We start from the raw sequence: 12,989 nt of genomic DNA on the forward strand, positions 1-12,989 counted from the left end.
AAACCGTCCCCCGCCTGGAGAACCCCATGAACGCCGTCGAGCTACTCAAGCAGGACCACGTGGTGGTCAAGCAGCTACTGGAAAAACTCAGCCACACCACCGAGCGCGGCATCAAGACGCGCCGCGAGCTGGTCAACCGGCTGTATGCCGAGCTGTCGGTGCACACCGAGATCGAAGAACAAATCTTCTACCCCGCCTACCTGAAGGCCGGCGGCAAGAAGGACGCGGTGCTGTACCACGAAGCCAAGGAAGAGCACCGCACGGTCGACGCCCTGGTGCTGCCGGACCTGCTCAAGACCGACCCGGCGACCCTGCCGTTCGCCGGCCACGCCAAGGTGCTGAAGGAACTCCTCGAGCATCACATCGAGGAGGAGGAAAAGGACATGTTTCCCAAGGCCAGCAAGCTGCTCGGCAAGGACCAGCTGGAAGCGCTCGGCGCGCAGATGGAAGCCCGCCGCAAGGCGCTGAAGGAGTCGATGACCGCGCACGCGGCCTGAGCCGGCGGGATGCGTCGCGCGCGACGCCCAGCGCGATTTACTTCGAACCTTCCCGGTCGCCGGAGGCCTGAAGCTAGGTAAGGCCCCTTTCCCGGGAGAATCGAGATGAACACGCGCGCCTTCTCTGCCTGTGTCCTCGGCGCGGTGCTGCTCGGTGCCCCGCTGGCGTTGCCGGCGGCCACCGACAGTCCCGTACCGGCCAGCCCGTCCGCGGTACCCGCCCCCACTGCCCCGCCACCGCCGGAGATCCCCGCCAACGACGGCCGCCCGCTCGACAAGCGCACGGACAACGGCACCACCATCGACCGCGAGCACAGCGACGGCAGCCTCGACCGCGGCGCACCGGCGTCGAACACCAACCACAGCGGTAGCAGCACCGACAAGGAACCTACCGACCACACAGGCCCCGGCACCAGCCACCAGCCGGGCAGCGGCACCGGTGAGTCAACCGGCAGCAGCAACGGCGGCAATTAGGCCAAATTAAAAATGCCCCGGCCGCGATGGCGGCCGGGTGACGTCAGACCTAGTGCTGGCCGCGCGGCCGGCCGCTCCAGCGCTTGCCATCGAGCGGCTTGACCCGCCCCAGCTCGGCCTCGTCGAGGCCGTGGCCGGCGCCGATCTCTTCTTCGTCGACGATGCTCAGGTCGAAGTCGGCCGGGAAGTCCTGGCCGCGCTCGCGTGGCGAACGCGCACCGTCATCAGGGATCAGGGTTTCCGGGCTGAGGTCGTCCTCGCTGACATTGTCTTCGTACTGACCCGCGCCCAGCGTTTCAGCGCCGCGCAGGTTCGTTTCGCCTGACTCGGCGGGACCGCTGGCGCGCCGTTCGCGCTCATCCAGCTCGTCACTGAAATCCAGCGGCTCCAGTGCGCCCGTGCGTTCGTCGCTGTCGTCGCTGCCCTTGCCAGTCCTCTCGCGATGCTCGCTGCTCATGACCTTCTCCTCTGCTGTGCTTACTGGAGTGGACTGGCAGCGACGGCGAAAGATTCAGGGAAAAGCCCGCCTACACGGCGGCGCGCCGTTGCTATACCTGAATGACTTCCCGCACTGGAGCACGCCCCATGAAAGTCAGCGCCCGCAATGTCTTCAAGGGTACCGTCAGCGCCGTGGTCGAAGGCGCGGTCAACGCCGAAGTGGTGCTGGCCCTGCCCGGCGGCGACAGCCTGGTGGCGGTGGTCACCCTGCAAAGCGTGAAATCCCTGGGCCTGGCCGTGGGCAAGCAGGCCATCGCGCTGATCAAGGCGCCCTGGGTCATGCTGATGACCGAAGGCAGCGACATCCGCCTGTCCGCGCGCAACTGCCTGCAAGGCACGGTGGCCTCGATCACCGAGGGCGCGGTGAATGCCGAGGTGGCGCTCGCCCTGCCCGGCGGCGCGCAGATCACCGCCATGGTCACCCGCGAGGCGGTCAAGGAGCTCGGTCTGGCCATCGGCGTGCCGGCCACCGCGGTGATCAAGGCCTCGCACATCATCCTCGGCGTGCCGGCCTGAGCATTTAGCCGAGGGGTAACGCCGCCTGGCGCCGCCAACGCCCCGGCGACTGCCCGGTCCAGCGACTGAACGCCCGCGAGAAGCTGGCCGCCTCGGCGTAACCGAGGCGCTGGGCGATGCTGTGGATGTCCATCTGCGAATCGCTGAGCAGCTGCTCGGCCAGCTGGCGCTTGATCGCCTCGCCGAGCCGCTGGAACGACTGGCCCTCCTGGGCCAGGCGCCGGTGCAGGGTGCGCTCGGCGATACCCAGGCGCTGCGCGGCTGTCGCGGCATCCAACAGGCTGGCTGAGTCGCGGATCAGCAGCTGCTGCACCAGGCGTGCGGTCGGCGTGCCGCTCAGGCTCAATGACAGCGCGGCGCAGGCCTGCTCGCAGAGTGCCTCGCCCTGTTCGCGCGCGTCGGCATGCGCCTGCGGCAACACGCGCTGCAGGTCGGCACGGGCGAACAGCAGGCCATTGCGCCCGGCAGCGAAGCGGATCGGGCAACCAAAGGCCTCGCGGTAGACGCTGTCGTCCGCCGGCGCCGGCATGGCGAACTCGATGGCCAGCGGCACCACCGGCCCCTGCAGCAGCTCGGCGGCGACCCGCAGGCTGGCGGCGAAACCGCGCTCGACCACGAACGGCTGGGCATCCAGCGGCAGCACGCTGGAATCGAACAGCGTCCAGATGCCACGCGCTTCCGGCTCGGCCTGCACCGGGCAGAGAGTCAGCGCCAGGCGCTGGAAGCGCCCGAGGGTGACGAACGCCTCCTCCAGGGTGCGGCTGGCGAGCATGGTGAAGCCGAGCAGCCCCAGCGAGGTGAGGTGGTAGCGCTGCCCGGTGAGCACGCCGAGGCCGGGGCGGCCGGCGCGCTGGATCAGGTTGCGGATCACCGCCAGTTCCTGCCAGGCCTCGACCTGCGCGTTGCGCTGCTGCAGCGCCTCCGCGCCAACGGCGCTGCCGACCAGGCAGTCGGCGACGCTCACGCCTTCGCTCTGGGCGACTTCCAGGACGTGACGGATACCGGTGATTTCGCGCTTCTGGCGCCAGTCCATGCTCGACTCCTGGCAGTCATTATCATTTTTTGACCGGGATGATCATGGACGACCCTAGCACAGCCTCGCATGCTGAACACGCCTACAACACCAACAAGAGGCCCCGCCATGAGCGAGTTCTACTTCACCCTGCCCAGCCACAACCGGCCGGCAAGCTATGCGCAGTTCCGTGTCACCCCGACCACCGGCGCGCTGGGCGCCGATGTCGACGACGTCGACCTGACCCGCCTCGACGCGGCCGGCTTCGCCGAGCTGCGCAAGGCGCTGGTGGCGCACAAGGTGCTGTTCATCCGCAACCAGTCGCTACGCGTCGAAGACCTCGAAGCCATCACCCTGCAGTTCGGCGAGTTCGGCCGCGAGCCCTATGTGTCGGGGATGCCGGACCATCCGCATGTGGTCAAGGTGGTCAAGGAAGCCAACGAGAAAGTGCCGTTCGTCTTCGGTGGCGCCTGGCATTCCGACTGGACCTTCCAGGAGCGTCCGCCGGCCTTCACCCTGCTGTATGGCCACGACATCCCGCCCTACGGTGGCGATACCTGCTACGCCAACCTGGCGCTGGCCTACGACTGGCTGTCGCCGAAGATGAAGTCGCTGCTCGAAGGCCTCGACGGCGTGCACAGCCCTGAGCGCGCCTACGGGCCGAGCGCCAAGCACAACGACCTGCTGGAAAACATGGCGGTGCACTACGGCGAAGTCGACGGCGAAGTGCGTTCGCACCCGCTGATCACCCGTCACCCGGAAAGCGGCCTCAAGGTGCTGTTCGCCAACCCGGCCTACACCAGCGGCATCGCCGGCCTGCGCCCGGATGAGGCGCAACCGCTGCTGGACTACCTGTTCAAGCTCGCCCTCAGCCCGGCGTTCGGCTGCCGCATGCGCTGGAGCCAGGGCACCCTGGCGATCTGGGACAACCGCAGCGTCTGGCACTATCCGGTCGCCGACTACCACGGCATGCGCCGCGAGATGTACCGCACCACCGTGGTCGGCGAAGTCCCGAGCCGCTAAGGAGCCCGAAATGACCGATACCCGATTCGACGCAGCGGCCCGCTTGCTGGCCGATGCCCGCGCCAGCCGCACCCCTGGCCCGCGGGTCAGCGAAAGCTACACGCTGGCCAGCCTGGACGACGCCTACGCCGTGCAGTTCGCCGGCCTGCGCGCCGTACTGGCGGCCGGCCGCCGGCTGTCCGGCGCCAAGGCCGGGCTGACCTCGACGCCAATGCGTGCGGCGCTGAAACTCAGCGAGCCGCTGCACGGCCATCTGCTCGCCGACACGCGCTGCGCGCCGGGGCCGCTGCCCGCCGAGCGCCTGCTGCAACCCAAGGTCGAGGCCGAAATCGCCCTAGTCCTGGCCCGTGACCTCGACGGTGAGCCGGACCTGGAGGCCCTGCGCGCGGCACTCGCCGGCGCGGCGCCGGCCCTGGAGATCAACGACTCGGCGATCGCCGGCTGGCAGATCACCCTGTTCGATGCGGTGGCCGACAACCTGTCCGCCGGCCTCTACGTACTGGGCGAGGCGGTGACGCCGCTGGAGCAGCTGGGCGACAGCCTCACCGTCAGTCTGCAGCGCAACGACGCGGCGCTGTTCCCGCCGGCCGAGGTGCGCCTCGACGCGGTGCTGGAGACCGCGCTCTGGCTGGCGCGCAGCCGGGCCCGCCTGGGTTATCCGCTGCGCGCCGGCGACGTACTGCTGACCGGCGCGGTGGCACCGGCCATCAGCATTGCCGCGGGTGACCGGCTGACACTGGAGATTGCTGGACTCGGCGGAATCGTCAGCTGGCTGGACTAGCCATTGCCGAGGCACCGCTGGCTGCTCTCGCATAGCCGGTTGCGGGGCTCGTATCGCGAATGAATTCGCTCCTACCAAGTTGTAGGAGCGAATTTATTCGCGATTGGCGAGCGCTCAGAAGGCGAAACACGAACAGCCGAACGCCCCCCAGAACCCCTGGAAGTCGCTGACTGGCACCTGCGCCAGACGTGCCCGCTCATGGCTGTGGGCATGCACCGCACAGGCGCCGACGCACTGGTGCACGGCGGCGGCCAGCGGCGCGGCGGGCTTCCAGTGGCCGGGGACCTTGGCCACCGGCGACCAGTCCGGCAGCACCGGCACCGCCGGCGGAGCGAGCTTGTCGAACTCGGCAGCGGCGTACACCACCTTGCCGTCTACCACGGTGAGCACCGACTCGATCCACTTGATCTGCTCCGCCTCGACGCTGAAGAAGTCCGCCGACAGCGCGGCGAGGTCGGCGAGCTGGCCGACCTTGATCTGCCCCTTCTTGCCCTGCTCGCTGGAGAACCAGGCACTGCCGTGGGTGAACAGCTGCAGAGCGACCTCGCGACTGAGGCCCTGCGGGTACAGCTGCAGGCCGCCAACGGTTTTGCCGCTGACCAGCCAGTACAGCGAGGTCCAAGGGTTGTAGCTGGACACCCGGGTGGCGTCAGTGCCGGCGCCGACCGGCACGCCGGCGGCGAACATGCGCTCGATCGGCGGGGTCTGCTCGGCCGCCTTGGCGCCGTAGCGCTCGACGAAATACTCGCCCTGGAAGGCCATGCGGTCCTGGATGGCGATGCCGCCGCCCAGCGCGCGGACCCGTTCGATGTTGCGCGGGGTGATGGTCTCGGCGTGGTCGAAGAACCACGGCAGGCCGTTGAACGGGATGTCTCGATTGACCTTCTCGAACACGTCGAGCATCCGCGAGATCGACTCGTCGTAGGTCGCGTGCAGGCGGAACGGCCAGCGCTGCTCGACCAGGTGACGGACCACCGGCTCGAGCTCCTGCTCCATGCTCTGCGCCAGGTCCGGGCGCGGCTCGAGGAAGTCCTCGAAGTCGGCGGCGGAGAACACCAGCATCTCGCCGGCACCGTTGTGGCGGAAAAAATCGCTGCCCTGCCCCGGCTTGACCATGCCGGTCCAGGCCTTGAAGTCAGCCAGCTCTTCCTTGGGCTTCTGGGTGAACAGGTTGTAGGCAATGCGCACGGTCAGCTGGCCATCGGCGGCCAGTTGCTGGATCACCTGGTAGTCGTCCGGGTAGTTCTGGTAGCCGCCGCCGGCGTCGATGGCGCTGGTCAGGCCCAGGCGATTGAGCTCGCGCATGAACTGGCGGGTCGAGTTGACCTGGTACTGCAGCGGCAGCTTCGGCCCCTTGGCCAGCGTCGCGTAAAGGATCATCGCGTTGGGCCGGGCGATCAGCATGCCAGTGGGATTGCCGCTGGCATTGCGAACGATCTCGCCGCCCGGCGGATTGGGCGTGTCCTTGGTGTAGCCGACTGCCTTGAGCGCGGCGCGGTTGAGCAGCGCGCGGTCGTACAGGTGCAGGACGAACACCGGCGTGTCCGGCGCCGCCTGGTTCAGCTCGTCGAGGGTCGGCAGGCGCTTCTCGGCGAACTGGAATTCGTTCCAGCCACCGACCACCCGCACCCACTGCGGCGTCGGCGTGCGCTCGGCCTGCGCCTTGAGCAGGCGCAGCGCGTCGGCCAACGAGGGCACGCCCTCCCAGCGCAGTTCCAGGTTGTAGTTGAGGCCGCCGCGGATCAGGTGCAGGTGCGAGTCGTTGAGACCGGGGATCACCGTGCGTCGCTGCAGGTCGATGACCTGGGTGGCGTCGCCACGCAGGGCCATGACCTCGGCATCGCTACCGACGGCGAGGAACTTGCCGTCCTTGATGGCCACTGCCGTGGCGGTGGGTTTCTCGCGGTCGACGGTGTGCAACCGGCCGTTGTGCAGGATCAGATCGGCGCTCATCGGGCCCCCGGTAGGATTGCCATGGGCGGAGCCGGCACTGCCGGCGAAAGGTAAGGCGGACCACAGCGCCCCCGCGGCGCCAAGCACCGAGCCGGCGGCAAGCAGGCGGCGGCGCTCGAGGTCAGTTTCATCCGAATTCATGACAGTCTCCTATCGCGCGTTCAGCCAGGGCATGGATCGGCCTGGCGCTCGTCGGAGTCTAGACAGCGCTCTGCCGCGCGCCTCCCAAGCGACCCCGCGCGGGAAACGCCAGGCACAAAAAAGCCGGCATTGCGCCGGCTTCTGCGGAGGGCTGGGCTCAGTCGTTGCTGGGCTTGCCGATCGCCTGCAGCACGTACTGCGGCAGGGCGAAGGCGCCCAGGTGGATCTCCGGGTTGTAGTAGCGGGTGACGATGCCACTGCCGGCAAAGCGCTGGCGCAGGGTGTCCAGTGGCAGGTTGCGGTATGCCGCGTCGGTGCTGCCCCAGGCGAAGGTCATGCTGCCGCCGATGTAGGTCGGCACCGCAGCCATGTAGAAGTGCCAGTCGGCGAACAGGCCGTGCATGCGCCCAGCGGTGGTCTGCACTTCGCCGAGTTGCATGAACGGCGTGCCGTTCTGCGTCACCAGGATGCCGCCGTCGTTCAGGCAGCGGCGGCAGGCCTGGTAGAAGTTCTCCGAGAACAGCACTTCGCCCGGGCCGATCGGGTCGGTGGAGTCGGAGATGATCACGTCGAACTTCTCGCTGGTGTTGGCGACGAAGCGCATGCCGTCGTCGATCACCAGGTTCAGGCGCGGGTCGTCATAGGCGCCGCAGGAGTGGTTGGGCAGGAACTCCTTGCACATGTCGACCACGGTGCCATCGATCTCGACCATGGTGATGTGCTCGACGGTCTTGTGCTTGCGCACCTCGCGCAGCATGCCGCCGTCGCCGCCACCGATGATCAGCACGCGCTTGGCCGCGCCGTGGGCGAGGATCGGCACGTGGGTGAGCATCTCGTGGTAGATGAACTCGTCGGCCTCGGTGGTCTGGATCACGCCGTCCAGCGCCATTACCCGACCCATGCGGGCGTTCTCGAAGATCACCAGATGCTGGTGCTCGGTGCGCACTTCGTGAAGCATCTTGTCCACGGCAAAGCGCTGGCCGTAGCCCTCGTAAAGCGTTTCCTGGTAGTGGCTCATGGGTCATTCCCCCTGATGGCTGGAAGGTGATGGCGCATAGCGCACGAGTATCAGGCGCAGGCCTGAAAGGGGCGCATTCTACGACGCTCGCCATGACAGGTCGAACCATTGGGCCGAATTGGACCGCCAGAATCGGAGCGACAGCGGCCCCGCGCGGCGTTATCGTCTGCCGATGACCAACTCCGCCCCCCTGCAGCTGCCCTACCGCCAACCCTGGCACTGGCAGCAGTTCCACAGTCACTTCGCCTTGCGGCGCCTGGCCGGCGTCGAATTGCTGGAAGCCCGTCGCTACACCCGCAGTTTTCGCCTCGGCGCGCGCAGCGGCTGGCTGAGCGTGCGCCCGCTGGATGAGGTGGCGGCGCTGGAGCTGACCCTCAGCCCCAGCTGCGCCGACCTGGCGCCGCAACTGGCCGAGCAGGTGCGGCGGATGTTCGATCTGGACAGCGATCCCGCGACGATCGCCGCGCACCTCGGCCGCGACCCGCAACTGGCCGCCCTGCTCGCCCGCGCCCCTGGGCTGCGCCTGCCGATGGCCTTCGATCCGTTCGAGCAAGCGGTGCGCGCCATCGTCGGCCAGCAGGTCGCGGTGAAGGCTGCGGTGACCATCACCGGACGGCTGGTGCAGCGCCTTGGCGAGCCGCTGGCGGAAACCGCGCACGGCGAATCGTTGTGGCTGTTCCCCAGCCCGGCGGCGCTGGCCGACGATCCGCTCGAGGGCATCGGCATGCCCGGCAAGCGCGTGGCGACGCTGCGCCGCTTTGCAGCCGCGGTGGCCAGCGGCGACTTGCAGTTGAGTGTCGCGGACGGCGTCGAGACGCTGGTCGAACGCCTTTGCGCGCTACCCGGCATCGGCCCGTGGACCGCCGAGTACATCGCCCTGCGCGCCTTCGGCGAGGCGGATGCCTTCCCGACTGCCGACCTCGGCCTGCTCAAGGCGCCGCTGTGGGGCCTCGGCGGTATCGCTCCGCGCGAACTGGCCGCCCGCGCCGAGGCCTGGCGGCCCTGGCGCGCCTACGCGGCGGTCTACCTGTGGCACAACTACGCGAGTGAATGAGCCATGCACTACCGCTACCACGACAGTCCGCTCGGCCCGCTGCTGATCGCCGGCGACCAGCACGGCCTGCGCCTGCTGCACATGGATGCCGCCCAGCCCTGGGAATTGGCCAGCGACTGGCACCTCGACGAGGGTGAGCTGGATGCGGTGTGCCAGCAGCTGGATGAGTACTTCGCCGGCCAGCGCGAGCGCTTCGAACTGCGTCTGGCACCGAGCGGCACGGCGTTCCAGCAGCAGGTCTGGCAGGCTCTGCAGGAAATCCCCTACGGCCGCACCTGGAGCTACAGCGAGCTGGCGCGGCACATCGGCAAGCCCGAGGCAGTGCGCGCGGTCGGCACCGCCAACGGCGCCAACCCCATCGCCATCGTGATTCCCTGCCACCGGGTGATCGGCGCCAACGGCACGCTCACCGGCTATGCCGGCGGTGTGGAGCGCAAGCAGCAGTTGCTGCAGCTCGAGGGTGCCTGGCTGCTGTAGCGCTTAGAACTGCAGGTTGCCGCGCGGCCCGGTGATCGCCCAGATGATCAGGCCGAGCACCGGCAACAGGACGATCAGCAGAATCCACAGCACCTTGATGCCGGTGTCCGCGCCGCTTTTCAGCACATGCAGAATCGCCCAGATATCCAAGGCCAGGATGATCAGGCCGACCAGGCTTCCGCCGATATCCATCATGATGCCGCTCCTTCAGGGGATGTCCCCCAAGTGTAGGAGCGAATTCATGCGCGATCCGCAGCAGATCTCCGCGCCGCCCAGATCGCCAATGAATTCGCGCCTGCAACGGCAAGGTCTCAGACGCTGTTGAGGTCGATCACCGCAAAACTGGCCACGGCTTCATGGCCGGCCAGCGCGCCGCCGTCGCGGGCCAGGCCGATGGTCTGCAGGCCGGCCTGCTCGGCGGCATCCAGCTCTTCGACGATGTCGGAGAGGAACAGCACCTCGTCCGCCGCCACGCCGATCGCCGCGACGATGCGCGCATAGGACGCCGCCTCGCGCTTCGGCCCGGAGGTGGTGTCGAAGTAGCCGGAGAACAGCGGGCTGAGATCGCCGGCCACCGAGCAGCCGAAGATCAGTTTCTGCGCCTGGATCGACCCCGAGGAATACACGTACAGGGCGTAACCCTCCTCGTGCCAGCGTTTCAGCGCCTCGACCGCATCCGGGTAGACGTGGCCCTTGAGCTGCCCGGCCTGATAGCCCTGCTGCCAGACCATGCCCTGCAGCGCCTTGAGTGGCGTGGCCTTGCGGTCCTCGGCGATCCACTGCAGGAGGATGTCGATGACCCGCTCGACGCTGGCCTGCGGCTCACCTGCCTCGGCGCGCACCGCGTCGAGTTGGGCGGCGACTTCCGGCTGCTCGGCATGGGCCAGGACGAACTCCGGCAGGTGCGCGGCGGCGTAGGGAAACAGCACGTCGAAGACGAAGCTCACCGCGCTGGTGGTGCCTTCGATGTCGGTGAGGATGGCTTTGATCGGCATGGCAACTCCTGGGAATACTCGGTCAACCCCCTCTCCCCCTGGGAGAGGGCTGGGGTGAGGGGCTTGGGTTCCTGCGTGCCTAACGCCCTCTCCCCCGGCCCCTCTCCCGGAGGGAGCGGGGAGAAAAGTCGCGCCTCAGTCTTCGAGACGCGGGAAGCGGCCGGCGATGTCCTCGCCGGTGAACTTGGCCACCCAGCCTTCGGGGTTGTTGAACAGGCGGATCGCCACGAAATGCGGCTCATCGCCCATGTCGAACCAGTGGCGGGTGCCGGCCGGCACCGAGATCAGGTCGTTCTTCTCGCACAGCACGGCGTACACGTGGTCGTCGATGTGCAGGGTGAACAGCCCGCGGCCGGCGACGAAGAAGCGCACCTCGTCCTCGCCATGCCGGTGCTCGTCGAGGAACTTGGCGCGCATCTCGGCCTTCTGCGGGTGGTCGCGGGTCATGCTGACCACATCGACGGTGATGTAGCCACGTTCGCTCATCAGCTGGTCGATCTGCGACCGGTAGGCGGCGAGCACCTCGTCCGAGCTGGCGCCTGGGGCGATTGGCGCCTGCGCCTGCCAGCGCTCGAAGCGCACGCCGACGCTGGCCAGGGTCGAGGCGATGTCCTCGACGTGGGTCAACATCTTGTTCGGCAGCTCGGGGCTGGCTTCGTGATAGACGGTCAGTCGGCTCATGGTCGTGTACTCCTCGGACCGCCTCCCGCGTACTGCGCGGGTCGGGGCCGCTGTTCTTCTGATTCAGGCGTCTTCGGTGGAAGCAGGCCCTAGCGATTGAGGATGGCGCGAACTTTCAGCTCGCACTCGAAGAGGAACTCGAAGGCCTCCACCTGGCGCAGCGCATCACTCATGCGCGGACCCCAAGTATAAAGACCGTGGCCGCGGATCAGGTAACCGACGCAATCCGGGTGCGCATCCAGCCAGGGTTGCACCTGGGCAGCCAGGCGGGCGATGTCCTGGTCGTTGTCGAAGATCGGCACGATGACCTGGCCTTCGTGGCTGCTCACGCCGCTGAAGGCCTTCTGCAGTTCGTAGTCTTCCAGCACCAGCCGGTCGCCGGCGGTCAGTCGCGACAGCACCGTGGCGTTCACCGAATGGGTATGCAGCACCGCGCCGACCCCGCCGTTCCAGCGATACAGCTGGGTATGCAGCAGGGTTTCCGCCGAGGGTTTTTTGCCCGCCTCCAGGCTGTTGCCGTCGAGGTCGGTGGCCAGCACGTCGTCCGTGCCGAGCTGGCCCTTGTGCTTGCCGGACACTGTGAGCAGCGCCTGATCGGCCGCCAGGCGGGTCGAATAGTTGCTGCTGGTGGCCGGGGACCAGCCCCGTCCATACAGGAAGCGGCCGGCGTCGATGATTTCCTGGGCCAGCTGTTCGCGGCTCATGGGCACTCCCCTCGTGTTGCGGATGCGGGTAAACGGATGGCGATGATAACGGCTGCAGCGAGCGCCGCCAGGCTGGCGATGCCAAAGGTCCAGGCCGGCCCCAGGGTATTCCAGCTGTAACCGGAGTACAGCGCGCCGAGGGCACCGCCGGTGCCGGCCATCGCCGCGTACAGCGCCTGGCCCTGCCCCTGCTGGCGGGCGCCGAAGCTGCCTTGGACGAAGTGGATGGCGGCGGCATGGAAGGCGCCGAAAGTCGCCGCGTGCAGCAACTGGGCGAACAGCAGCACCGCCAGGTGTTCCGCGAAGTTGCCGAGCAGCAGCCAGCGCAGCGCGGCGAGCAGGAAGCTGGCGACCAGCACCTGGCGCAGGCTGAAACGTGCCAGCAGGCGATTCATCACCAGGAACAGGACCACCTCGGCGACCACACCGAGCGCCCACAGCAGGCCGATCAGCCCGCGCGCGTAGCCGAGGCTCTCCAGGTGCAGGGTAAGAAAGGTGTAGTACGGCCCGTGGCTCAGCTGCATCAGTGCCACGCTGGCATAGAACGCCAGCACCCCGGGGCGCCGCAGCTGCGCCAGGAAGCCGCCCTCACCGGCCACGCCAGGGTGCTGCTGCGGTTGCGCATTTGGCACCCAGCAGCTGCTGATGACGATGCCGGCCATGATGCCGACCAGCGCCCAGGGGTAGGCGTCCAGGCTGAACAGCTCGAACAGTTGGCCGAGACCGACCACCGTGACGATGAAGCCGACGCTGCCCCACAGGCGGATCTGGCTGTAGCGCGCCGCCTGCTCGCGCAGGTGCGCCAGGGTGATCACCTCGAACTGCGGCAGCACCGCGTGCCAGAAGAACGCATGGCCGGCCATGATCAACGCCAGCCAGGCGTAGCTGTGGCTGACGAAGATGCCGGCGAAGCACAGCAGCGTGCAGAACGCGCCGAAGCGCACGATCGCCAGGCGCCGGCCGGTGTAGTCGCCGAGCCAGCCCCACAGGTTGGGCGCCACGCAGCGCATCAGCATGGGAATCGCCACCAGCTCGCCGATCCGCGCGCTGGAGAAGCCCAGGTGATGGAAGTACAGCGCCAGGAACGGCGCCGTGGCGCCGAGCAGGGAAAAGTAGAACCAGTAGAAGCTGGACAGCCGCCAATACGGCAACGCGGCAGTCATGA

The 12,989-nt window shown here is 67.9% G+C and carries 16 protein-coding genes; 7 read left to right on the plus strand and 9 right to left on the minus strand.

The annotated features are described in order from the left end of the window. Positions 1–26: 26 nt before the first annotated feature. Together JQX08_RS00985 and JQX08_RS00990 are read left to right on the plus strand one after the other, a co-directional pair. Positions 27–497 (plus strand): PA2171 family ribosome-binding persister protein, encoded by a 471-nt coding sequence (locus tag JQX08_RS00985; RefSeq protein ID WP_204914073.1) that lies wholly within the window; start codon positions 27–29, stop codon positions 495–497. Positions 498–602: 105 nt separating this feature from the next. Beyond that, positions 603–971 carry a hypothetical protein gene (locus JQX08_RS00990; RefSeq protein WP_204914075.1) on the plus strand — a complete coding sequence of 123 codons (369 nt, stop codon included), beginning with the start codon at positions 603–605 and terminating at the stop codon, positions 969–971. 49 nt (positions 972–1,020) lie between these two features. Here the strand turns inward: JQX08_RS00990 and JQX08_RS00995 are convergent, their stop codons facing one another. After that, entirely contained in the window at positions 1,021–1,428 is a 408-nt protein-coding gene (locus tag JQX08_RS00995; RefSeq protein ID WP_204914077.1) for a phosphotransferase system, HPr-related protein, read from the minus strand. A gap of 128 nt (positions 1,429–1,556) precedes the next feature. Here JQX08_RS00995 and JQX08_RS01000 point away from each other — a divergent pair, with 128 nt between their 5' ends. Beyond that, positions 1,557–1,985, plus strand: a complete 429-nt coding sequence (locus JQX08_RS01000) for a TOBE domain-containing protein (RefSeq protein WP_204914079.1) — start codon at positions 1,557–1,559, stop codon at positions 1,983–1,985. Positions 1,986–1,989: 4 nt separating this feature from the next. On the opposite strand, the gene JQX08_RS01005 is transcribed toward JQX08_RS01000, so the two are convergent. Further along, entirely contained in the window at positions 1,990–3,018 is a 1,029-nt protein-coding gene (locus JQX08_RS01005) for an AraC family transcriptional regulator (protein WP_204914080.1), read from the minus strand. 108 nt (positions 3,019–3,126) lie between these two features. Between JQX08_RS01005 and JQX08_RS01010 the strand changes: the two genes are divergently transcribed. After that, positions 3,127–4,020 (plus strand): TauD/TfdA dioxygenase family protein, encoded by an 894-nt coding sequence (locus tag JQX08_RS01010; RefSeq protein ID WP_204914082.1) that lies wholly within the window; start codon positions 3,127–3,129, stop codon positions 4,018–4,020. 10 nt (positions 4,021–4,030) lie between these two features. Next, the gene (locus JQX08_RS01015) at positions 4,031–4,801 is read left to right on the plus strand and encodes a 2-keto-4-pentenoate hydratase (protein WP_204914083.1); all 771 of its coding nucleotides are present in this window, start codon (positions 4,031–4,033) and stop codon (positions 4,799–4,801) included. A gap of 114 nt (positions 4,802–4,915) precedes the next feature. On the opposite strand, the gene JQX08_RS01020 is transcribed toward JQX08_RS01015, so the two are convergent. Both JQX08_RS01020 and speE read right to left on the minus strand, forming a co-directional pair. Further along, complete coding sequence (locus JQX08_RS01020; RefSeq protein ID WP_204915304.1) at positions 4,916–6,754, minus strand: amidohydrolase; 1,839 nt, start codon at positions 6,752–6,754, stop codon at positions 4,916–4,918. A 298-nt stretch (positions 6,755–7,052) separates the two neighbouring features. Next, positions 7,053–7,913, minus strand: a complete 861-nt coding sequence (gene speE / locus JQX08_RS01025) for a polyamine aminopropyltransferase (RefSeq protein WP_204914084.1) — start codon at positions 7,911–7,913, stop codon at positions 7,053–7,055. Between the two features lie 172 nt (positions 7,914–8,085). Between speE and JQX08_RS01030 the strand changes: the two genes are divergently transcribed. Continuing rightward, the gene (locus JQX08_RS01030) at positions 8,086–8,967 is read left to right on the plus strand and encodes a DNA-3-methyladenine glycosylase family protein (protein WP_204914085.1); all 882 of its coding nucleotides are present in this window, start codon (positions 8,086–8,088) and stop codon (positions 8,965–8,967) included. 3 nt (positions 8,968–8,970) lie between these two features. Further along, positions 8,971–9,444, plus strand: coding sequence for a methylated-DNA--[protein]-cysteine S-methyltransferase (locus JQX08_RS01035; RefSeq protein WP_204914086.1), 474 nt, complete (start codon positions 8,971–8,973; stop codon positions 9,442–9,444). 3 nt (positions 9,445–9,447) lie between these two features. Here the strand turns inward: JQX08_RS01035 and JQX08_RS01040 are convergent, their stop codons facing one another. The 5 genes from JQX08_RS01040 to JQX08_RS01060 form a co-directional block, all read right to left on the minus strand. After that, positions 9,448–9,639: a PLDc N-terminal domain-containing protein gene (locus tag JQX08_RS01040; RefSeq protein ID WP_204914087.1), complete on the minus strand. Its 192-nt coding sequence runs from the start codon at positions 9,637–9,639 to the stop codon at positions 9,448–9,450. A 116-nt stretch (positions 9,640–9,755) separates the two neighbouring features. Then, positions 9,756–10,439: an acireductone synthase gene (mtnC, locus tag JQX08_RS01045; protein WP_204914088.1), complete on the minus strand. Its 684-nt coding sequence runs from the start codon at positions 10,437–10,439 to the stop codon at positions 9,756–9,758. A 135-nt stretch (positions 10,440–10,574) separates the two neighbouring features. Beyond that, a complete protein-coding gene (locus JQX08_RS01050) occupies positions 10,575–11,120 on the minus strand; it encodes a 1,2-dihydroxy-3-keto-5-methylthiopentene dioxygenase (protein WP_204914089.1) in 546 nt (181 codons plus the stop codon). Between the two features lie 89 nt (positions 11,121–11,209). After that, positions 11,210–11,824, minus strand: coding sequence for a methylthioribulose 1-phosphate dehydratase (locus JQX08_RS01055; RefSeq protein WP_239481944.1), 615 nt, complete (start codon positions 11,822–11,824; stop codon positions 11,210–11,212). Beyond that, the gene (locus tag JQX08_RS01060) at positions 11,821–12,987 is read right to left on the minus strand and encodes an MFS transporter (protein ID WP_204914092.1); all 1,167 of its coding nucleotides are present in this window, start codon (positions 12,985–12,987) and stop codon (positions 11,821–11,823) included. Before JQX08_RS01060 ends, JQX08_RS01055 begins: the two co-directional genes overlap by 4 nt. Positions 12,988–12,989 lie beyond the last annotated feature (2 nt).

The organism is Zestomonas insulae (assembly GCF_016901015.1).
GTDB classification, from domain to species: domain Bacteria; phylum Pseudomonadota; class Gammaproteobacteria; order Pseudomonadales; family Pseudomonadaceae; genus Aquipseudomonas; species Aquipseudomonas insulae.